General features: G+C 39.7%; 17 protein-coding genes and 6 tRNA genes. 16 read left to right on the forward strand and 7 right to left on the reverse strand.

Translation table 11 applies throughout. From position 1 onward, the window contains the following. The first annotated feature begins 210 nt into the window (after positions 1-210). The 8 genes from elsL (at position 211) to F2A31_RS03430 (ending at position 2,263) form a co-directional block, all read left to right on the forward strand. Positions 211-741 (forward strand): cell wall-recycling L,D-carboxypeptidase ElsL, encoded by a 531-nt coding sequence (elsL, locus tag F2A31_RS03395; RefSeq protein WP_150025177.1) that lies wholly within the window; start codon positions 211-213, stop codon positions 739-741. Between the two features lie 143 nt (positions 742-884). Beyond that, a tRNA-Val gene (locus F2A31_RS03400) sits at positions 885-960 on the forward strand. Between the two features lie 23 nt (positions 961-983). Further along, positions 984-1,060, forward strand: a tRNA-Asp gene (locus F2A31_RS03405). Positions 1,061-1,103: 43 nt separating this feature from the next. After that, positions 1,104-1,180: transfer RNA gene (locus F2A31_RS03410), tRNA-Asp, on the forward strand. A 100-nt stretch (positions 1,181-1,280) separates the two neighbouring features. After that, positions 1,281-1,356, forward strand: a tRNA-Val gene (locus F2A31_RS03415). A gap of 39 nt (positions 1,357-1,395) precedes the next feature. After that, a tRNA-Asp gene (locus F2A31_RS03420) sits at positions 1,396-1,472 on the forward strand. A 153-nt stretch (positions 1,473-1,625) separates the two neighbouring features. Beyond that, positions 1,626-1,701: transfer RNA gene (locus tag F2A31_RS03425), tRNA-Val, on the forward strand. Between the two features lie 91 nt (positions 1,702-1,792). Next, positions 1,793-2,263 carry a DUF2750 domain-containing protein gene (locus tag F2A31_RS03430; RefSeq protein ID WP_150025179.1) on the forward strand — a complete coding sequence of 157 codons (471 nt, stop codon included), beginning with the start codon at positions 1,793-1,795 and terminating at the stop codon, positions 2,261-2,263. Between the two features lie 53 nt (positions 2,264-2,316). Here the strand turns inward: F2A31_RS03430 and F2A31_RS03435 are convergent, their stop codons facing one another. The 4 genes from F2A31_RS03435 to yccS form a co-directional block, all read right to left on the reverse strand. Further along, positions 2,317-3,102, reverse strand: coding sequence for a YdcF family protein (locus tag F2A31_RS03435; RefSeq protein WP_150025181.1), 786 nt, complete (start codon positions 3,100-3,102; stop codon positions 2,317-2,319). Between the two features lie 124 nt (positions 3,103-3,226). Beyond that, positions 3,227-5,764, reverse strand: a complete 2,538-nt coding sequence (locus F2A31_RS03440; RefSeq protein ID WP_150025182.1) for a PepSY domain-containing protein — start codon at positions 5,762-5,764, stop codon at positions 3,227-3,229. Between the two features lie 175 nt (positions 5,765-5,939). Continuing rightward, on the reverse strand, positions 5,940-6,524 hold the full coding sequence (locus tag F2A31_RS03445) for a YcxB family protein (protein ID WP_150025184.1): 585 nt from the start codon (positions 6,522-6,524) through the stop codon (positions 5,940-5,942). Between the two features lie 132 nt (positions 6,525-6,656). Then, entirely contained in the window at positions 6,657-8,837 is a 2,181-nt protein-coding gene (yccS, locus tag F2A31_RS03450; protein WP_150025185.1) for a YccS family putative transporter, read from the reverse strand. 142 nt (positions 8,838-8,979) lie between these two features. Between yccS and F2A31_RS03455 the strand changes: the two genes are divergently transcribed. Continuing rightward, on the forward strand, positions 8,980-10,191 hold the full coding sequence (locus F2A31_RS03455; RefSeq protein ID WP_150025187.1) for a multidrug effflux MFS transporter: 1,212 nt from the start codon (positions 8,980-8,982) through the stop codon (positions 10,189-10,191). 49 nt (positions 10,192-10,240) lie between these two features. On the opposite strand, the gene F2A31_RS03460 is transcribed toward F2A31_RS03455, so the two are convergent. Next, a complete protein-coding gene (locus tag F2A31_RS03460; RefSeq protein WP_150025188.1) occupies positions 10,241-10,948 on the reverse strand; it encodes a nitroreductase in 708 nt (235 codons plus the stop codon). Positions 10,949-11,372: 424 nt separating this feature from the next. Here F2A31_RS03460 and F2A31_RS03465 point away from each other — a divergent pair, with 424 nt between their 5' ends. The 5 genes from F2A31_RS03465 (at position 11,373) to sbmA (ending at position 18,188) form a co-directional block, all read left to right on the forward strand. Then, a complete protein-coding gene (locus F2A31_RS03465; protein ID WP_150025190.1) occupies positions 11,373-12,713 on the forward strand; it encodes a DcaP family trimeric outer membrane transporter in 1,341 nt (446 codons plus the stop codon). 180 nt (positions 12,714-12,893) lie between these two features. Further along, the gene (gene gltS, locus F2A31_RS03470; protein WP_150025191.1) at positions 12,894-14,129 is read left to right on the forward strand and encodes a sodium/glutamate symporter; all 1,236 of its coding nucleotides are present in this window, start codon (positions 12,894-12,896) and stop codon (positions 14,127-14,129) included. 95 nt (positions 14,130-14,224) lie between these two features. Continuing rightward, entirely contained in the window at positions 14,225-15,700 is a 1,476-nt protein-coding gene (locus tag F2A31_RS03475; RefSeq protein ID WP_113996757.1) for an alanine/glycine:cation symporter family protein, read from the forward strand. A gap of 139 nt (positions 15,701-15,839) precedes the next feature. Beyond that, the gene (locus F2A31_RS03480; RefSeq protein WP_150025193.1) at positions 15,840-16,790 is read left to right on the forward strand and encodes a patatin-like phospholipase family protein; all 951 of its coding nucleotides are present in this window, start codon (positions 15,840-15,842) and stop codon (positions 16,788-16,790) included. Between the two features lie 201 nt (positions 16,791-16,991). Then, positions 16,992-18,188 (forward strand): peptide antibiotic transporter SbmA, encoded by a 1,197-nt coding sequence (gene sbmA, locus F2A31_RS03485; RefSeq protein ID WP_150025195.1) that lies wholly within the window; start codon positions 16,992-16,994, stop codon positions 18,186-18,188. A gap of 60 nt (positions 18,189-18,248) precedes the next feature. Here sbmA and F2A31_RS03490 read toward each other — a convergent pair whose 3' ends face one another. Together F2A31_RS03490 and F2A31_RS03495 are read right to left on the reverse strand one after the other, a co-directional pair. Beyond that, a complete protein-coding gene (locus F2A31_RS03490; RefSeq protein ID WP_113996759.1) occupies positions 18,249-18,764 on the reverse strand; it encodes a chromate transporter in 516 nt (171 codons plus the stop codon). Beyond that, a complete protein-coding gene (locus F2A31_RS03495) occupies positions 18,761-19,333 on the reverse strand; it encodes a chromate transporter (protein WP_150025197.1) in 573 nt (190 codons plus the stop codon). The genes F2A31_RS03490 and F2A31_RS03495 overlap by 4 nt, the downstream gene beginning before the upstream one ends. Positions 19,334-19,432: 99 nt before the next feature. On the opposite strand from F2A31_RS03495, the gene F2A31_RS03500 reads away from it, so the two are divergent. Together F2A31_RS03500 and F2A31_RS03505 are read left to right on the forward strand one after the other, a co-directional pair. Next, entirely contained in the window at positions 19,433-20,326 is an 894-nt protein-coding gene (locus F2A31_RS03500) for a LysR family transcriptional regulator (protein WP_150025198.1), read from the forward strand. Between the two features lie 111 nt (positions 20,327-20,437). Beyond that, positions 20,438-20,971, forward strand: a complete 534-nt coding sequence (locus tag F2A31_RS03505; protein ID WP_150025199.1) for a hypothetical protein — start codon at positions 20,438-20,440, stop codon at positions 20,969-20,971. The last annotated feature ends 35 nt before the right edge of the window (positions 20,972-21,006 follow it).

The following is a 21,006-nucleotide window of genomic DNA, read 5'->3' on the forward strand; positions in this document are numbered from 1 at the left end:
AAAGCAACGCTTTGTCCGAGTGCAAGACGAGCGGCTATGCCGCAAGTGGCGAGTTAAGAAAAGCAACGCTTTGTCCTGAGATGCGTTTTAAGCTTTGTAATAAGATGAGCATCTGAAAAAATCAATAATCCTTGTCTTATATCAAAACTACAGAAATCTGATTTTATTTATGTTGAAATAAAGCAATTAGATGAAGAATAGAGATTGAAAATGCCTTACTCCCTTGAACAGGCCGATATCTTAATTGATTTAGCAAAACAGACCTTGTACTTACCTAAACTTAATAAATTCTATGTTATTTCTTCGGGTAAGAATGGCATTGGTGAACAAGAAAATACAGGGAAAACACCAAGAGGATGGCATTGTGTTGCCCAAAAGATTGGTACTAATGCACCTAAAAACTCGGTGTTTATTGCTCGTCAAGCTACAGGTGAGATATATGATCAAGATCTTGCGCAACAGTTTCCAGAAAGAGATTGGATTCTTTCTCGGATTTTGTGGCTAGCGGGATTAGAGGTTGGATTTAATCAAGGGGAAGGCTGTGATACGTTCAACCGTTATATCTACATTCATGGTACACCTGAGACTGAACCGATGGGAATTCCGATGTCGCATGGTTGTATCCGTATGAAGAATGATGAGGTGATAGAGCTTTTTGAACTGATTCCAGAACAGGCATTGGTATATATCTCTGAACATAGTCTAGATGAATCGATCTTAGATTCAGAAAGAAGTGTTTAAATAAAATACGAAAACATTGGATTTATCAAAGAATTACTTATTTTTTAATCACTCAGATGGTTTTTTCGGAAAAGTATATGAAAAGCGTTTGACAGTCTGTAAAGATTCTCTATAATGCACCTCACAAACGATGAAGACGTTAAGGGCGCTTAGCTCAGTTGGTAGAGCGTCTGCCTTACAAGCAGAATGTCGGCGGTTCGATCCCGTCAGCGCCCACCAAGCCTTTACGTTAAAACTCAAGTGCAGCGGTAGTTCAGTTGGTTAGAATATCGGCCTGTCACGCCGAGGGTCGCGGGTTCGAGTCCCGTCCGCTGCGCCACTTAAGTTTTAATAATTGTTTGCCATAATTGCAAAATTATCGTGCAGCGGTAGTTCAGTTGGTTAGAATATCGGCCTGTCACGCCGAGGGTCGCGGGTTCGAGCCCCGTCCGCTGCGCCACTTTAAGTTTGCAAGATTGGAAATACCTTGGAATACAAGACTACGTATTTTTTTTGTCTTGCGTCATAAAAGTTGGTTGTCAATCAATTTTTGTTCCTTAGGGCGCTTAGCTCAGTTGGTAGAGCGTCTGCCTTACAAGCAGAATGTCGGCGGTTCGATCCCGTCAGCGCCCACCATAATTTGTGATATTTGCTTCTTTGTGGAAGTAATTTAGTGCAGCGGTAGTTCAGTTGGTTAGAATATCGGCCTGTCACGCCGAGGGTCGCGGGTTCGAGCCCCGTCCGCTGCGCCATTCTCTTGATATCGGTTTAAGAGAATGTTAGTTTAAACAAGTATTTTTATACTTGATCTCTGATACGAGATGCCATTAGAAAAATCGAAGATTTTTCTCTTTCGCTCAGACAAATCCTGAAAGCGATGCTTTAGGTTTGTTGATCCTCGCTCAGGGCGCTTAGCTCAGTTGGTAGAGCGTCTGCCTTACAAGCAGAATGTCGGCGGTTCGATCCCGTCAGCGCCCACCATATCCTCCTAGTTTAAGTTTCAAATCATTGTAATCAATATCAAATTATTTTATTATTAGCCTTAATAATGATTCTAATATTGAAGTAATTTATGAGAAACCCTTATCAACGTAAGGCCGCGTCAAAATCTCAAACAACGACATCGAATCCATCATCTAAAGACGCTTACCGCCAGTTTATTGAAAATATTATTTTGCAACGTCAGGTTATTGCACTCTATCATGATGGTTGGGCATTGTGTTCGACCCCGTCTGGGCAACATGCACTATCAGTTTGGCAAAATAAAAGTTTAGCTAAGTTATTAATTAAAGATAATTGGGCGCAATATAGCGTGCAAGAAGTGCCTTTAATCGATTTCGTTGGCAAAATGATCCCTTTTTTGAGAGAAAATAATACAATTTTATCTTTGGATTTAACTCCTGAAGGGAATAACTTGTTGGTAACACCAGATACCATGTTGTTAGATATTAAGAATTTTCTATATCAAATCTACTTACAGCGTCCTGATATTTTTGCTGAATTAAAGTTACCATTACCTCGTGATATTCGCATACATCAATAAAGTTTTAAGATGTTGTAATCACATTTAGAAATATTGATTGGGTCTAAACCCAATCAATATTCATCAAGTAACCAACCGCTTAGATAGGCAAAATATTCCCTTAACCATGCGTTATATCGTGTTTGTAACGGTGTTGTTGCACCAATCATTACAATGTTGCTATAACCTTGTTTTTTTGCAATTGCGGCAGCACGTAGCGTATGAAAATCACTGGTGACAATTGCGATGGGTTGTTGAAGTGAAATATTGTGAGCTCTTAATAGCGGTTGGCTATTTTTGAGATTTAATTCCGTACTGGTACTTTTATCTTCCAATATTATTTGTGTTGCTGGAACATGATGCTGTTGTTGTAGATAACGTGACATCACAACCGCTTCACTTTCTGTTTCACCAAAATCAACACCGCCTGTGAGCAATAATTTAGCGTTTGGCTGGGTGAGGGCAATTGGGGCAGCATGATCTAAGCGTTTCGCAAGTGTAGCCGATGGTTGACCATTTTCGATACCACTGCCTAATACAAGAATGGCAGCGACCGAAGAGGGGACTTCTACTTGGCTATTATTTTTATTTAGATAGTTAAAGAAATAGCCTAAGCTAATCAACCATACCCAAAAGCACAGCCAGCCAAATCTCCAAACTGAATGTAGGCGAAAATGGTAAAAAAAGAAACGTTCTAGATGATAGTAGAAAATTGAATATAGGCAGAAAAAAAGCCCAAGTAATAAAGGTAATACTGTTCCGATATGAATTTTCTTAAGCGCGATGAGCACTGCGCCATCGATTAATAATATAAAACCGATAACCGCAAAAAAAATGCGAAGCCAAGAACTTATTTGCATACTCTGAATCGATGTCGATTTAAACTTGCTAAGTGTATGGAAAAAAAGTCGAAAGGCAAATCTTTTCATTCATCAAATAAAAAACGAGTGGTGAACCACTCGTTTTTTGCTTTTTAAATATGGACTAATATACATCCCGTCGATAACGTTGGGTTTGTCTTAATTCATCAACAGCGTCTTCACCTAAAATATCGTTTAGCGCTTGATCTACACCAGTGGCCATTCCTTCAATGCTACCACAGACATAAATGACAGCCCCTTGCTCAATCCAGTTTTTCAACTCATCAGCATGTTCGCGTAATACGTCTTGAACATATCGACGTTGCTCCTGATCTCTAGAAAAAGCTAGATCAAGACGTTGTAAACTTCCCATATTTAGCCATGCTTGAATGGTTTCTTCATAGAAGAAATCACATTGATGCTGACGCTCTCCAAAAATCAACCAGTTAGCCGTGTAGTTTTGTCGGTTCCGTTGCTGTAATAAACTCATCAGACCTGCAATGCCTGTACCGTTGCCAATACAAATAATTGGACGGTTATCGTCAATGAGATGGAATGATTCATTAGTGCGGATACGTAATGCAATGGTTTGTTTTGGTTGAGCAAACTCTGTAAGCCAGCCCGAACCTAATCCGAGTTCACCATTTGCATCGTACTTTTGACGTACCACAAGTCGTAGTAATTGCTGGGAAGGAATACTGGCGATTGAATATTCACGGGTAGGTAATGTTGGCAACTGTGCAACTAAAGTTTCGAGATCGTCGATTTGATCAATCTCAATACGTAAATTCTTATTCCATAGTGCTTGTTCAATCGTAAGATTGAGTGATTTAATTTTTGTTTGCGCTGGAATTTGATGTTTAAACAAGAAGTTGTGAATCTCAGCTAAACTGTTTGCTGGCTGGATTTCTGCGATATCACCTGCATGCCAGGTTATGTCGTAAGGTGCTCTAAGTTCAATATTGTAAGCTGCATCTCCCAAACTGTTCGGATTTAATAACGTGCGTTCAGTTAAAGTCCATTGATCAAAGACTTTTTCAATGTTTATTGCATGTAATTCACGTTTAGTCACAGTTGATAAAGCTTGGTTCCACTGTTGAATATCATCATTATTGGCATTGTCAACTTCGATAAGATCAAACAAGGTCTGAGCATTACACTGCTTTAACCAAGCATCAACAGCATAACCAAAACGACAGTAACTATCAGGATATTCCTTTGAACCAAGTGCTAATACAGCATATTTTAGATGAGCAAGATCAAGTGATTGCTGCATGAGCTTTTTACTAAAACTGGTCGCAAGATCAGGGGCTTCACCTGTACCATACGTGCTCACGACAAATAAAACCTGTTGTGCCTGTTGTAGATCATGTTCAGTAAGTTGTTGGATAGGTTTAACTATTGTAGGTTGTTGAGCTTCTTGTAAGCTGGTCGCAGTCCGCCATGCTAGTTGTTCAGCCACACCCGTTTGCGATGCATAGCTAATTAACCATGGCGTTGCATTGGGGGCCATTTGTTGAGGGAGTAGTGATTGGCGTGCTGCCTGCGTGAGTTTTTTCTGTTTTCGTCTTTTGAGATAAAGTATCCAACCTGTCACAAAAAATAACGGCATAGCCAGTGAGGTCAGCATCGCAATAAACTGATAGGTTGAACCAAAGAAGCTACCCCGATGCACTGGAAGCATACTGCTCATGATTTTCTCATTGAGCTTTTTATCTTCATAGAGTTCTAGTTTTTCAAATTGATGATTCTGATAATGATAAACCGCCTGATTGCGTGCACGCTCGTGTTGTGGGGTAGGATCAACAAAGGTTAACTCAATTTTTTGATCAGCGAGCTTAGGAATATTGAGGGTCAAACTCGAATATTCACGACCAATATTGGCATTCACTCCAGTCCAAGCTTGGGTCAAAATCATATTTATTTGTTGATTTGATAAGTCGGGTTGTTCTTTTTTGTTTTGGTCATGATTTTGTTGATGACGTTGTGGTTGCTCTACACCCATGACTTTGAACATACCTGCACGCCACCAATCATATGACCAATAGAGACCTGTACAGGCAAAGAGGAGATAGAAGACAACCACCCAAGTACCAACGACTGCATGCAAGTCCCAAATAAAGTTACGACCTTTTAGCTTAGGTTTAATGAAAAGCCATTGTTTCAAACTATGTTTTTTAGGAAAGCGTAAATAAAGTCCACTGAGTACAAAGAAAATTAGCATCAATGTTGATGCACCAGTGATTTGTGCTCCATATTCACCTGCGGTGAGATTGCGATGTAATCGTTGGATGAATTGAAAAAACTCACGACCTTTTACTTCTGGTAATACCGCAGCAGTATATGGATTGACCATCATGTTATAGCCACGACGAGCACCTTCTTTTTTGATATTGATAGTAGAAGATGCCGTTGGGTCGGCAGCGATGGTAATGCTATTTATTTCAATTTCGGGTTGCTGTTGATTAAAATGCTGATAAAGCTGAGCTGGGGTTAATTTGGGGGTATTTGCTACTTCAACGACGTAGCTTTCTTTGTTGATCCATTTTAGGATTTGTTGGTCGTAGGAGTATATTGCACCTGTTATCCCCATTAATGAAAGAATTAAGCCCGCTGTAATGCCTAAAAACCAATGAATTTGGAAGAGAGTTTTTTTAAACATGGTTGAAAAATGAAAAGATAATGAAATTCATGTAAAAAATTATAACTCAAGAATAAGTACATAATGTGGATTTTGTAGGTAATATTGATTTTGATTATCATTTATTTTTTATGACTATAAAAAAAGCCTCTCAATTTATCAATAATGAGAGGCTTTTAAATAAGAGAGAGGGGGCTTAGATAGACTTTGGTGCACCCACAGTTTCATTTAAATGTCTATGGATGGTTTTAAAAGAGAAATTCTTTGAGTCCATGCGCTTTGGTAAAATATAAGCACCTTGTTGCTCATCACCTTTTGGCGTTTTTACTTTAAAGTTAACTAAAATAAAGTCTGGTGATGCATACCATTCATAAATATCTTTCCAACCAATGGTTGCAGTACCTTCTTGTAGTCCTACTTTTTGGCGCATTACAAGACCATGCGGTTGTACACCTAAACGAATCCCTTTAATTTCTTGTACTGGGAATTCTTTCATTTTACGTTTTACGTACCATTCCAAACCGAATTTCTTGGTGAGGTAGAAAAAGACAACTCCAATGATGACTACCCAGCAAATCACTGTCGAGTAAGTTGAGTAATATTTGATAAGTCCTGCTGCAACGAGGGAAAGCACAACAAGTGAGATCATAATGATCCAAGCTTTGCGGCTAAATTTGTTGCTACTGCGCCAAATCATCAGTTGAGCTTGACGTTGTTCAACTTCAGAAACTTCATAAGGAACAGGTTGTAGCGTATAAGCGTAAGGGGTTTTGGCGGTCATAGTTTAAAAAATGAGTTTAGAACTGAGTTAAGTTTAGCATTAATAGAGGGTGTTGACACGTTATAAACCCTCATAATCAAAGATATTCTACCAATGTATCAAGTACTGTGAAATCCAAAGGATAGTTCAAGGTTAAAGTGACGCAAACTCTGTACCATCTTCACTTGGCTCATGCCCTAGACTTTGTTTGAGCATACTTAAGCGTGTCAAAATGCTAAGCATAAGTGACAGCTGCTGTAGAATAATCAATGACTTTTGGTCATTTTCGTTACTTTCTTTTTGGGTTAAGCGCTGTCTGATGGTTTGTAGCATGTTTTGTGCTGAAAGGTCCGGGACTTCATCTCTAAGTAATGCGCCTTGAATATCATCCAAAGCTTGATCTAATAGGTCAAGAACTTCTTGGTCCTGTATTTGTTCACGATGTGCACCGAGTGCTGCGATATAACTTAAAAAAGTATGGCTTAGACATAAGAATTCAAAAGCTTGGGCTTTTTGAGTGCTGTCAATATTAGGCTCCGTAGCCAACGTAGAAATTAAAGAAGCAACTTCAGCATCGGTATTATGTGCTGCGCGTCGAACCACTCGATAATTGAGGGCATTGTTGCGACCTTGGTGGTATTGGGTGACGACTTCAGCTAAATATTGGCATTGAGCTTGTAAAGCACGTCGAATTGAACGTGGAAGTCTACGGAATTTCCAATCTGGCCAAATAAAGCTGACACCAAACCATGCCAATGCACAGCCGATAATTGTGTCAATAAAACGAGGAAATCCTGCGGCAAATGCTGAACCATCCAAGTTGAAATTAATTAAAGCAAGGATGGTAATAAATGCAGTGGCTTGAGCATATTGTTTACTTCGTAATTCAAAGAACAAAATGCCGCTCAACACCAGCATGACCAGTTGACCTTCGAGTGAAGGAATAAAATAGATAATGGCAAGACCGACGATGATCCCAACCAAAGTACCAATAATTCGTAAATACAATCGACGTTTAGTCGCATTAAAGTTAGGTTGGCAAACAAACAGTGCTGTCAATAAAATCCAATATCCATAAGCAATATTGGTCATTTGGATAAAGACATAACCTATAAAAAGTACAATCGATAATCGAATGGCATGTCGGAATAAAACAGATTCAGGGGTAAGGTTTTGTTTAATACGAACAACAATATCTTTCATGCCTTTGAGATCATCATCTTTGAGTTGATGCTCAGGCTGTTGTGCATTATCTAAAACGAGATTTCGTTCGGTTTCTAAGTTTTGTAATTGTGCATCGATCGATTTAAGGTTTTGGTAGAGTGCAAACAAGGCATTGATCCGAACTTGATCATATAATCCATCTTTACGAAGCTTTTCCAAGGACAATCTTAAATTTTCAAAGCTATGTTTAAAGCGTTTGTTATGCGTGTAGCGAGTACGACTTAATATGGATTGAGCTAAATCCTGACAAGCCTTACCTTGAATAGATAGAATTCGTTGAAAGCGGAATAAAATATCACTGTGTTGGAAGACTTTGGTCAGCTTTTGATAGTCAATATGTGCTGAATCTGCACGTTCATGAATGTCTTGTGCAACAAAATAGTATTGGAGACTTCTACGTGTATCTTTTTGTCCTCGGTCGCCTTTGAGTCTGGTTAATAGTGCAACGCGTAAGTTGTTGAAAAGTCCAATGAGTTTACTGTTCTCCATGGACAAATCAATCATACTTTGTTGATAACTGGATGGCGTCATATCTACATCAAATAAGTTTGACTTAGCATAAAGGAAACCGCCTAAAGCATTATAGGACGCAGCAAGTTGATCTTGTAATTGGCGAACCGGAAATAATAAAAAGCTAATGGTGGAAAGCAAACCATACCAAGCAGCACCGACGACCAAAAGTGCAGGTTGCAGATACCACTCTTCAAATAGATCTACACCCAACATGGTATAGACAGAGATTACCAGACAACCATAGGCAATCGTGGCATAGCGGCGCCCAAGTGAACCTAATAGAATCCAACCGATGCATGAGGCGATTAAACCAATTGCGAAAGCAATTGGATAAGGGAAGAGTAGTTGAACTGACGCCGCGGTAATAAAGAAACCGATATAAGTATAAATCAGGTTCAGTAGACGAACTGAAAAGCGATCGTCAATATCACTAATTGCTGCGGCTACGACACCCAGCGTAAGTGGTATGGTCGCGAGTTGGTAGTCGAGCAAATAAGGAACGAAAGCGGTTCCTGTAAAAGCAATTAACATCCGTACGTTATACATAAACGTGGTGTTGTAGGTCGCTTGTCTTAAGCGTTTTAACCCAGAATTCAAGGTTGATCCTTCTTGTATTTTGCAATCAAATTATTCTGCGTGCTATGAATGTTTATCGACGATTAACAGACAGTATTATTATGCACAAATTCATGTGAGAGTGTTAAGCTTGCACATGAATAAACTTGAATAGTAGAGCATTATGCAGATAGAGCAAACCAATCAACGTCAATATTCAACAACATGGATTATGTTACTTGCTTTATTAACGGCTTTGGGACCTTTATCTATTGATATGTATCTGCCAGCCTTACCTCAAATGGCGGATGAGTTTGGGGTAAGTACCCAAATGGTGGCCAATACTCTACCAGCTTACTTTTTAGGGCTTGCCATCGGGCAGCTTTTTTATGGACCTGTTAGTGATCGTATAGGTCGAAAAACACCCTTATATTTTGGGTTGACTCTCTATGTGATTGCCAGTTTAGCCTGTGTATTAGTTACGAATGAATGGGCGTTGATCGTTGCACGTATCTTTCAGGCGTTGGGGGGCTGTGTTGGCGTCGTGATTGCTAGAGCTGCGATTCGAGATCGTTTAGATGTGCAAGGTTCAGCGCAAGCTTTTTCGAGCATGATGATTGTGATGGGATTGGCACCGATTTTGGCACCGATTTTTGGCGCATGGATTTTAATTTTCTTTCCATGGCAGTTTATTTTTGTTTGTTTGGCTGTGATTGGGGTAATTTGTGGATTATGTGTGCACTTTTTCTTTAAAGAATCACTACCTGTAGAGCGCCGTTTAAAGTTATCCACTTATCAAGTGACTACACTTTACGCTGCTATTTTTAAGGATCAAAGTTTTAGAATCCCGATGTTGGCTGGATGTCTGACAGGTGCAGCATTATTTTGTTATATCAGTTCTGCTTCTGCGGTATTCATGGGGCAATATGGGTTGTCACAACAACAGTTCTCATATGCTTTTGCCTTTAATGCCGCAGGTATTATGTTGATGTCCTCGCTGAATAAGCATTTGAATACGCGAATGGGTGTGTTTCCTCGTTTAGTGCTTGGTGGTTCAATCCAGTGCTTTGGAGCAGTTTGCGTGGTGAGTGCTGGTTTGATGGCTAATGCGCCATTGTGGTTTTTAATGTCAGGCTTATTTTTGGTTGTTTCTGGTATAGGTTTGACTGGTCCGAATGCAATGGCATTGGCAATGTCTGAACAAGGTGCTCGCGCAGGTACGGCGAGTGCGATTATGGGCAGTATGCAGTTTGCATGTGGTTTGTTGGGTGGGGTTATTTTAAATTTCCTGCTTTGGAAAGCATCACTCAACATGGGGGTGATGATGTTGATGTTTACCAGCCTTGGATTATTGATGATTTTTAAAGTAGGACAACAACAACGAGCTTCAGTTTAGAAGGCTATAGATTTCTATAGCCTTTAACTGGGATTGTTCTGAGCTTTAATTAATCATCAAGAAACACAGTGAAATTTTCAACTGGCTCACGGGGGGTGATGAATGTATTCACAATATGTTCAGGATCGGCATAACCAAGAGCAACAGCACAAACAAGCTCTTCATCTTCTGGGGCACCCAAAACATCTAAAACGATTGGGTGAAAATGATTCCATGCAGCTTGGGGGCAAGTATCCAAGTCTCGTGCTTTAGCTGCAACCATGACATTTTGAATCATCATGGAGATATCCATTTTTGAACCAATACCCATTGCTTTATTTACGGTGAAATATAGACCGACAGGTGCATCAAATAATTGGAAATTACGCAATTGCTGCGCAGCCATCTTTTCTTTTTCACCCTTTTGAATACCTAATAAGCCATAAAGTCCCCAACCATTTTCACGACGGCGGTCAATGAAAGGTGAAATCCATGTTTCAGGGTAATAGGCAAAAGTTTCTTTGTACTGAGATGCAAGTGCAGGGTTTTGTTGTGATTCAACTTGGGCAGTACAAACACGGTCAATCATTTCCGCACGTTTTTTTCCAGTGATGACATAAACCTTCCAAGGCTGAGTATTGGTGCCTGATGGGGCACGACAGGCAACATCAAGGATATCTTTGATAATTTGCTGCTCAACAGGGCGGTCTAAAAATGCACGTACAGAATGACGAGATCGAATTGCCTCATCCACGTAACGGACTTGTTCCATGTTCATAAAAAATGCCTCTTTATTTTCGAATCTTTCTCATGTGATGAGACTATAAAGCAATATTTCTATTTTGCGGATGATTTTTTGAGCATGGTTAATGTGTTGGGTGAAAAATAGACGCTCTTGTGTTGTGGTTAATGATTTGAGCACGTTTTTTGAGCTGTTCAATATTTGCATGAAAAAGAATTTTATTTATAACATTATGAAAAAGATAAATTATTTTTGTTGGGGTGTTAAGTGTGCTGTGTTTATTCGCATAAAAAAGTACACACGATATCCTAAATTTATGCATAATACGCCCTTTTTAAAAAACCGATTAGACTTTCCTTGCTGATTTGAGTGGGGGAGATTTTCTATACAAAGCATTTTAATTTTTGAATTTTATGCTTTGGGAAAACGTGGAAATATACACTGGATAAAGGAGCTTCTTATGAGTTTAACTCTCATCCGCAAGCCGTTCGTAATACAAGGTTTAGCAATTGTTGTTGCGACCTTAATGATGGACACCGCTCACGCCATGACTGAGCAAGAGCAAATTCAACAACTTCGTGCTGAAGTGAGTGAATTAAGGGCTTTACTAGAACAATATGTTTCACAACCAAAACAAGAAAATGTTGCCCCTCAAGTTATTGCACAATCTGCATCTGTTACAACACAAAATCAAAATGTTAAAGTTGTAGATACAGAGCTAGCAAAAAAATCTCCACTCGCAATGCAAACTGCCTCTGGTGCGCAAGTTAAACTCTATGGTTTTTTACGTGGTGATGCATCTTATCAAGTAAAAGGTGGTGATGGGATTTTTAACCGCATCAATAAAGTAGACTTGGAAGGTGCAGAAAAAAATCGTGACCGTTTCTATAGCACAGCCACTGTAACGAGACTAGGTCTTGATTTTAAAGCGCCTGTTGAAGGTGCTGATGTGGGTGGAAAGTTAGAGGTTGATTTTCGTGGGGGAAGTAATAATGACACGATCCGTATTCGTCATGCCTACTTAACCATGAATGATTGGCTATTTGGTCAAACCACATCGACATTCTTAGCAACTGATTTACAGCCAGAAATGCTTGATTTTAACTCGCCATTAGGGATTGGTACTTATCGTACGCCAATGGTGCGTTACAGTAATAAATTAAATCCAGATATAAGTTATGCCATTGCTTTAGAAAAAGGCAATGATGATAATCGACTACCAGCGCTAAGCTCTAAACTGAAATATGATTTTGCAGAAGGGAAAGGTACGACTTCTGTACGTGCTTTATTGACAGAAGCACGTAGTAAAGTTGCTTTTAACAAAGATAACATGCAAATCAGCCGTAATGATTCAGATTTAGGCTGGGGTGTTGCAGTGGGTGCAAAATATAAATTCACAGATGCATTACAAGCGATGGTTGACTATTCGCATGTCAAAGGTGACAGTAAATTTTTACTGTATACCAACAATGCTTTTAATGTGAATCCAAACAATATGGGTTTAAATCTGAATGAGTTTGATGCATTGACTGTCGGTACAAGCTATCAAATTACGCCTAAATTGCGTAGTACTTTAGCTTATGGCGCAATGTTTGCAGATGATAGCAATGACTTTGCTAAACAGGCTGTAACAGATGAAACCCAAAATAAGACTTTGCAACAAGGCTGGTGGAACATCATGTATTCGCCTGTCACACCTATTACGTTTGGTCTGGAGTATATCTATGGTGAACGTAAAACCTTTGATGGACAAAAAGGTAAGGATAGCCGTGTAGGAGCAATGGCACGCTATAACTTCTAGCCTATCCTATAGGTGTAATCATCCGTGAAAATGAAACAACTTGATCAATACGACATTCTTACAAAGAACTGTATCGTTTTATTAAGTTGATGAAGTTTTCACTCATTTTGAGAGTTACTATTTCATTGTTTATAAGATGGGAAAAACGTCTAAGAGCAAATGAAATAAACGGAAGAAGATATGGAATTTACTTTTAATGGTTTTTATACCTTAATTTCAGCGGTTATCGTTTTGTTATTAGGGCGTTTACTCGTCAACAAAATTGATTTTTTAAAACGTTATAATATTCCCGAGCCAGTCGCTGGTGGTTTGGTTGCTGCAGTATTGTCATTGCTGGTTCATTCATTCTTTGGATACAGTATTACCTTTAGTAGTCAGTTGCAAACGAGCTTTATGTTGATCTTCTTTGCTTCAATTGGTTTGAGTGCCAATTTTATGAAGTTAAAGGAAGGGGGGATCGGCTTAGTATTGTTCCTTGGCTGTGTGGCTGCGTATATCGTTGTACAAGATGCTGTAGGAATGAGCTTGGCAACCTTATTGGGGGTTGATCCTCTGATTGGTTTGATCGCTGGTTCTGTAACCTTAACAGGTGGTCATGGTACTGCGGGTGCTTGGGGTGAGATTTTTGAAACCCAATATGGTATCCAAGGTGCATTGGCATTGGGTATGGCGAGTGCGACTTTTGGTTTGATTATCGGTGGTATTATCGGTGGACCATTGGCGAAATTATTGATTAACCGTCATAGTTTAGCGCGTGCAAAAACACCAGCACAGATCGAAGATCGTGATACTCATCCAGATCCACATCCAGAAGATTTAGCACCTTTTGAAAACCCGCATCAAGTTCGTTTGATTACTGCTGATAATGCGATTACCACTTTAGGTATGTTTGCTGCCTGTCTTGCATTTGCAGAGTTTATGACGGGATACAGCAAAGGCACATGGTTTGAATTACCAACTTTCGTTTGGGCATTAGGTGGTGGTGTTATCCTACGTAATATTTTAGAAAGTGTGTTGAAGGTCGATATTTTTGACCGTGCAATTGACGTATTCGGTAATGCATCACTTTCTTTATATTTAGCAATGGCCTTGCTGTCTCTCAAGTTATGGCAATTGGCTGACTTGGCAGGTCCATTGGTGATTATTCTTGCTGCACAAACCTTGGTGATGGCACTGTATGCTGCATTTATTACCTTCCGTATCATGGGTAAAAACTACGATGCAGCAGTATTGGCTGCGGGTCATTGCGGTTTTGGTATGGGGGCAACACCAACGGCTGTTGCAAACATGCAAGCGATTACCAATATGTACGGACCATCACATAAAGCATTCTTAATTGTTCCATTATGTGGTGCTTTCTTTGTCGATTTAATTAACGCAACTGTAATTCAATTGATCTTGAAATTCTTTGCCTAAGTCGGATCAAAAGCCCCAAATGGGGCTTTTTTGATTCATCCATTGTTAATCGTCTATGTAGATATTTACATAGCATATGCAAAAGCGAATAAGTGATGAATGAACAATTAAATGCCACACTCATGTCGTGGGTACAATACTTGAATGATCCGCTGTGGAATTTCTTGGTTATTTTACTCGTTGCAGTTGGTTTGTTTTATACCTTGATCACAGGTGCAGTACAGTTACGCCTCTTTTTACACAGTATTCGTGTGATGAAAGGGAGTCGCAAAGAAGGGAAGGATGATCACGGTATTACCCCTTTCCAAGCCTTTGTGACAGGTTTGGCTAGTCGTGTTGGGGTAGGGAATGTTGCAGGGGTTGCGATCGCGATTGCGATTGGTGGGCCTGGAGCTGTATTTTGGATGTGGTTGACTGCATTTTTAGGGATGAGTTCGGCATTTGTTGAGTCGTCATTAGCACAGTTATTCAAAGTCCGTGATCACCAAAATAAACAATTCCGCGGTGGACCTGCTTACTACATTACCCAAGGTTTAAAACAAAAATGGCTTGGTGTGGTGTTCGCGCTTTCACTTATTCTTGCTTATGGTTTTGTTTTCAATGCGGTACAAGCAAATGCAATTATTGGTGCAACTTCACATGCTTGGGGTTGGGATAAAGCAAATCTCATTATGGGATTAGGTGGACTCGATTTAGAAGTTTCATGGCTTGGAATCGTACTGGTCATTATGACAGGATTGGTCATCTTTGGTGGTATCAAGCGTATCGCTAAAGTTGCTGAAAAAATCGTTCCTTTTATGGCGCTACTTTATATTTTAGTTGCGTTATACATTGCGATGATTAATTTCCCAATGTTGCCTGAAATTTTCAAATTGATTTTCACCAAAGCATTTGAATTTGAAGCGGCAGCAGGCGGTTTCTTTGGTGCAATGATTTCTATGGCAATGATGATGGGAATCAAACGTGGTTTGTTCTCAAATGAAGCTGGTATGGGTTCTGCACCGAATGCCGCAGCAGCATCAGATGTTAAACATCCTGTAAATCAAGGCTTGGTACAAATGCTGGGGGTATTTGTTGATACGTTCGTGGTTTGTTCGTGTACAGCTATTATTATCATGGTTTCAGGTTTGTATCATGAGGCTGGGTTTGAAGGTGTGACCTTAACTCAAAAAGCCTTAGAGAGTCAGATCGGAAGTTGGGGCGGTGGTTTCCTAGCGGTGCTGTTGTTCTTATTTGCGTTTAGTTCGATTATTGGTAACTATGCTTACGCAGAAAGTAACGTACAATTTATCAATAACAATCCAACAATCATGTTCATTTTCCGAGTATTGGTGTTGGTCATGGTGTACTTTGGTGCAATCACCAGCGTTCCATTGGTTTGGTCAATGGCTGATTTATCTATGGGACTAATGGCAACCATTAACTTGATTGCAATTTTATTGCTCACGCCAATCTTATTGATTTTATTAAGAGATTACCTATCTCAGCTTAAAAAGGGTGTTAAAGAACCTGAGTTTAAGCTGGATCAGTATCCAGAATTGAAGAAAAAAGTCGATTCGGATATTTGGTAATGTTCTAAGTCGTAAAGCTCCTTTCGAGGAGCTTTTTTATGCCGTTTTGCTGTCAAAATACAAAAAATTGCTACAGTATTTTCACAATCGAGCCGTTAAAATTTGCTCGGAAATTGCGTGGAAATGGCCCAGATTGCGTATGAAACAGCTTGGATTATGGATGTTTGTTATACTGATGATAACCTTGGTTGGTTGTCAAACAACTGCACATATATCTCCAGTTGTGGAAGACGCTCAAACGCGTGTTGTAGAACAACCCTTTGCTCAAATTAAACAACAAAAACGCCCTGTCGTCGCATTGGTTTTAGGCAGTGGCGGTGCGCGAGGTTATGCACATATTGGTGTGATTGAGGTGTTAGAGCAACATGGCATTCGTCCTGATTTAATCGTAGGAACCAGTGCTGGAAGTATTGTAGGTTCAATCTATGCCAGTGGAAAAAGTGCTGCTGAGTTACGTGAGATTGCACTCAAATTAAAAGCCAATGATGTACGTGATGTGAGTGTCAGTTTAAAAGGTTTCTTCGATGGGAAAAAAGTTGAGGATTATGTCAATGAGCAAGTCCAAAATACACCATTACAGCGCCTTAAGATCCCGATGTATGTGGTCGCAACTGAACTGAAAGAAGGAACTAAAACTGTCTTTAATTATGGCAACACTGGGCAGGCAGTACGTGCTTCGGCTTCGATTCCAAGTATGTTTGTTCCGATCAAAATTGGTCACAACGAATATGTTGATGGTGGTTTGGTAAGTCCTGTACCTGTTCAAGTTGCACGAGATTTGGGGGCGGATATTGTCATTGCGGTGGATATTTTGGCGCAACCCGTCCATACAGAAACGACCAATGTTTGGGGGCTTTTTAACCAAAATATCAATATCATGCAGGGACGATTGGCAGAAGAAGAACTTAAATACGCAGATATTGTGATTCAGCCAGACCTACGTGAGAAAGTTCATATTTTTGATGTGAAAGGTCGTGAAATCACCATGCAAGCTGGCGTTGATGCTGCGCAAAATAAACTTGCAGATATTCAGTTGGCAATTCAAACCAAGCATTATTCAAAAGAACGTGTGAATGCGCTATTACCTTAGTCTCGGATGATGGGGGAAGAAAAAGATCGAAAGATTTTCCCTATAGTGATCAAAACAATAAAAAATGCCTGATAAAACGCTATGAAAATAATGAAAAAACAGGTAAATAACTACATTAGCAATCCATCAGACTGATTTAAGTTTGAGGTTATAGCATACAACCATCCGTCTATTGCAGCACCACAAGGATAGTTCAGTACGATGTTTAAATCTTTTTTCCCAAATCCACGTTATTTTTTTGCTTCATTGTTACTGTGGGTCATCATTAACATGTTGTTATGGTATTCAGGTGGAAAAGAATGGGGGACATATCTTGGCTTTTCAGAGGGATATCATGAGGCAGCTTTGCCTATTGATGTGAGTCGTTTTTGGTCTCCAACATTTCTGTGGTTCTACCTTTGGTTTTTTGTGGCGACAGCATTATTTGCTGGTTTTTGGCGATTTTTCTCAGACAATAAGTGGCAGCGCTGGTCAGTCTGGGGTTCGGCATTTATTTTGTTTAATATCTGGTTTGGAGTACAAGTCAGTGTCGTGATTAATGCGTGGTATAACCCATTCTATAATCTCATTCAAACCATGTTATCTAGTGGTGGTGGTAATGTACAAGAGCTCTATTCAGGTGTCATGACCTTCCTGTATATTGCAATGGTTTATGTGACTTTTGCTGTGTTTAATTTGTTCTTTGTGAGCCATTATGTTTTTCGTTGGCGTACAGCGATGAATGATTTTTATACCTCACATTGGGAGCGATTAAGACATATTGAGGGAGCTTCACAGCGTATTCAAGAGGATACGATGCGTTTTGCGAAGACGACGGAAACACTTGGGGTTAACCTCGTCGAAGCACTTTTAACCTTGATTGCTTTTTTACCGATCTTGGTACAATTATCTGTACATGTAAAAGAGTTACCTATTGTTGGAGAAATTCCACATGCACTTATGATTGCTGCAATCGGTTGGGCAGTGTTGGGTACAGTTGTATTGATGGTTGTTGGTTATAAGTTACCAGGTTTAGAATTTAATAATCAAAAAGTAGAAGCGGCCTTCCGTAAAGAATTAGTTTATGGGGAAGATCAGCATGATCGGGCACAACCGCAGACACTCAAACAGCTTTTTTCCAAAGTACGTCAAAATTATTTTCGTTTATATTTCCATTATGCCTACTTTAATTTAGTGCGTATTTGGTATTTGCAGTTAGATAATATTTATGGACTCTTTATTTTATTTCCATCGATTGCTGCGGGTGCAATTACCTTAGGATTGATGATGCAAATTTTAAATGTCTTTAATCAGGTACGTAGTTCATTCCAATATTTGATTAGTTCATGGCCAACGATTATTGAGTTAATGTCGATTCATAAACGTCTCAAGGCTTTTGAGTCTACATTAGAGAAATAAAGAGTAAATCTGATAGTGAAGACCTTTATTGATGAAATACAGGTCTTTTTTTATGAGAATTTATAGGAAGCAAACACCTAATCCTGCACCCAATACCATGACCCATAAAGGATGTATCTTCTTAAATAACCCTAGAACTGCGGTCAAAATCACAATCAAAACGAGCAAGATATTTTGTACAGATGCATCGGCAATCAGCCATGCGCTGACCAACACCAAACCGACTGTAATTGGTCTCAGTGCTTGTTCAAAGCGTGCTCGTAGAGGATGATCTTTAAAACGTTGCCAAAACTTCAGTGCATAGATGGTTAAGACAGAAGATGGACCAAACTTGGCAATCGAGGTTGCAAGTAGTCCTGCTGGTCCTGCAACATGCCAACCCACCAAAGGGACAATCATCATATTGGGACCGGGGGCTGCCTGCGCCATCGCAAATAAGGAGCTAAATTGCTCTGCTGTCATCCATTGATGTACAGTGACAACTTGATGCTGCATTTCCGGCAAGATTGCATTTCCTCCACCAAAAGCAACGATAGAAAGCTGAGTAAATACCATTGCGAGCGTAAGCAATATCATGATTTTTTCACTCCTAAGATCAACATATTCATTGCCAGTAAAAGGATGAGAGTGAGGATTAATGGCAGTTTGATCCAAAGCATGAAAACTGCGGTCAGCGCAATCGTGATCAGGGTGAGATAACTTTTAAAAATGGGCTGCAGCATGCGTAAACCTGTTGCAAAAAGTAAGCCTGCAGCAGCAGCGGCTAAACCTTGGATTAAATGCTTGACGCTCGATAAATGCTGGAAATGCACGTAGGTTTGATAAATTAGCAAGACAATCACTGTTGGAGCAGAAATCAGACCTAATAATGCACTGATTGCGCCTTTAATGCCTTGAAACTCCATTCCAATCGCAACGGCCATGTTAATGATATTGCCGCCGGGTAAGATCTGACAGATTCCGAGTAGGTCGGTAAATTTGTTTAGGTCAATCCATTTTTGCTCTTCAACGATCACCCTTTGCGCCAGTGGTAAGACTCCGCCAAATCCCATTAAGCCCAGTCTCATAAATCCCATAAATAGCGCTTTACAATCTGGGGTACTTGATTGTGTTAGATTCGCTACGGATATGACTTGAGCTTTCATTGGGGATTATCCTCATCAATCTGACTCATGATAGGATGGTGGAATAGTGGTATATTTACAAATGCTTTATTTCTCCTTATCTATACTCTTAAGGTATGTATGATTGATATTCATAAACTCAAGGCATTTATTGCTGTGGTGGAGGAAAGTAATATTTCCAAGGCTGCTGTGCGCTTGCATATACAGCAACCGCCATTGACGCGACTTATTAAAAGCTTAGAGAAAGATTTAGATACGGTATTGCTTAAACGTCTACCACGCGGTGTAGAGGTGACTGAAGCAGGTAAAGCCTTATACCAAGAGGCAATCACGATTTTGGATCATGCTGACTCCATCCCTCAAAGAGTACGTAATATTGCACAAGGAAAGGAGGGACAGATCAATATTGGATTCACTCATTCTGTAGGACTGCATCCTTTTTTACCTGCACTATTGCGCCAGTATCGGGAGCGATTTTCTGCTGTGGCGATTCATTTAGAAGAAGACAGCAGTAGCTCTTTGGTAGATGCTGTGATCAACGAAAAATTAGATATCGCCTTTTTACGTAAACCTGCTCCTATTCATGCTGATTTGCATAGTTTTTATGTGCTCGATGAACCACTCATCGTGGCTTTGCCGAGCAACCACCCTTTGGCAGAAGAAAGTGGAGCAATTCATTTGCCTGACTTAGAAGCTTATGAGTTTGTGTTATATCGCCGTTTAGGTGGACAAGACTTGTTTGATAATATTTTGGCAAATTGTTATCAAGCTGGTTTTAGTCCCAATATCGTGCAGGAAGCACCACGTTTAACGTCAAGTCTGAATTTGATTGCAGCAGGGATTGGGCTTTCGATTGTTCCAGCATCGATTCAAGGTTTTTGGAATAAGCAGGTTGTGTATCGTCCGCTTGTAGCGGATCAACCTAGTATCGCTCCCATATATGCGATATACCGAGCCAAGCAAAAGAGTGTACGCATAGAACATTTTCTAGATCTGCTTAAAAGGAATTATTAAGCATTAATATTCTTTTTTAAGGTATAGTTTTAAGGTGTAAGCAAATTAGGCGCATACTGAATAAGATAAAAATGATGTGTATGCGTGCGTTTTGATTAAGGAGGGAGTGATATGAAAAGTGCATTTAAGATGATCTGTTTAATTTATAGCAGTTTGATGCTTTCCGGCTGTGCGGGTTCACCAGTGGGAAAGTTAATCGGTAATGTTGAAGATAAAAAAACTAAAACCTTACTTCAAAACATGGTTGGGCATCCTTTAAATGATCTTGTTGCTCAAATCGGACGTCCAAATAGTTCAGTACAAGATATGCTGGCAAAAGATAAAGTCTATATGCATACGTGGACGATCCAAAAGTATGCGCGAGATCGGTTTGTTAAAACTGGTACAGAATATGTTGGGAGTTCAATGGTTGGTGTAACGCCTGCAGGAAATGGTGTCGCTGCAACACCTATTTATCAGGGGCAATATCGAGATAAAGGCTATAACACACCGACATATTACACTTGTATGATTACGGTATATACCGATGCCAATGGTATTATTCTTGAAAAAGGACATGAGTTGAAAGTTGGGCGTCATCGACCAATCGTCTATAAAACGAAAGCGGTTGGTGGTTTTTGTGATGAGTTTTTGGGGTTGAAATAAAATGGTTTTAGGTTTGAGCGCATAAGATTTTCATT

It is taken from the genome of Acinetobacter suaedae, from assembly GCF_008630915.1.
Lineage (GTDB): Bacteria > Pseudomonadota > Gammaproteobacteria > Pseudomonadales > Moraxellaceae > Acinetobacter > Acinetobacter suaedae.

Bases quoted from the DNA above. Each gene is read 5' to 3' on its own strand.
- F2A31_RS03505 (WP_150025199.1), top strand. From the start codon at position 20,438: ATGAAAAGTGCATTTAAGATGATCTGTTTAATTTATAGCAGTTTGATG.
- F2A31_RS03460 (WP_150025188.1), bottom strand. From the start codon at position 10,948: ATGAACATGGAACAAGTCCGTTACGTGGATGAGGCAATTCGATCTCGT.
- F2A31_RS03490 (WP_113996759.1), bottom strand. From the start codon at position 18,764: ATGATATTGCTTACGCTCGCAATGGTATTTACTCAGCTTTCTATCGTT.
- elsL (WP_150025177.1), top strand. From the start codon at position 211: ATGCCTTACTCCCTTGAACAGGCCGATATCTTAATTGATTTAGCAAAA.
- F2A31_RS03465 (WP_150025190.1), top strand. From the start codon at position 11,373: ATGAGTTTAACTCTCATCCGCAAGCCGTTCGTAATACAAGGTTTAGCA.
- gltS (WP_150025191.1), top strand. From the start codon at position 12,894: ATGGAATTTACTTTTAATGGTTTTTATACCTTAATTTCAGCGGTTATC.
- F2A31_RS03475 (WP_113996757.1), top strand. From the start codon at position 14,225: ATGAATGAACAATTAAATGCCACACTCATGTCGTGGGTACAATACTTG.
- F2A31_RS03455 (WP_150025187.1), top strand. From the start codon at position 8,980: ATGCAGATAGAGCAAACCAATCAACGTCAATATTCAACAACATGGATT.
- F2A31_RS03480 (WP_150025193.1), top strand. From the start codon at position 15,840: ATGAAACAGCTTGGATTATGGATGTTTGTTATACTGATGATAACCTTG.
- F2A31_RS03440 (WP_150025182.1), bottom strand. From the start codon at position 5,764: ATGTTTAAAAAAACTCTCTTCCAAATTCATTGGTTTTTAGGCATTACA.
- F2A31_RS03435 (WP_150025181.1), bottom strand. From the start codon at position 3,102: ATGCAAATAAGTTCTTGGCTTCGCATTTTTTTTGCGGTTATCGGTTTT.
- F2A31_RS03500 (WP_150025198.1), top strand. From the start codon at position 19,433: ATGATTGATATTCATAAACTCAAGGCATTTATTGCTGTGGTGGAGGAA.
- F2A31_RS03430 (WP_150025179.1), top strand. From the start codon at position 1,793: ATGAGAAACCCTTATCAACGTAAGGCCGCGTCAAAATCTCAAACAACG.
- sbmA (WP_150025195.1), top strand. From the start codon at position 16,992: ATGTTTAAATCTTTTTTCCCAAATCCACGTTATTTTTTTGCTTCATTG.
- F2A31_RS03445 (WP_150025184.1), bottom strand. From the start codon at position 6,524: ATGACCGCCAAAACCCCTTACGCTTATACGCTACAACCTGTTCCTTAT.
- F2A31_RS03495 (WP_150025197.1), bottom strand. From the start codon at position 19,333: ATGAAAGCTCAAGTCATATCCGTAGCGAATCTAACACAATCAAGTACC.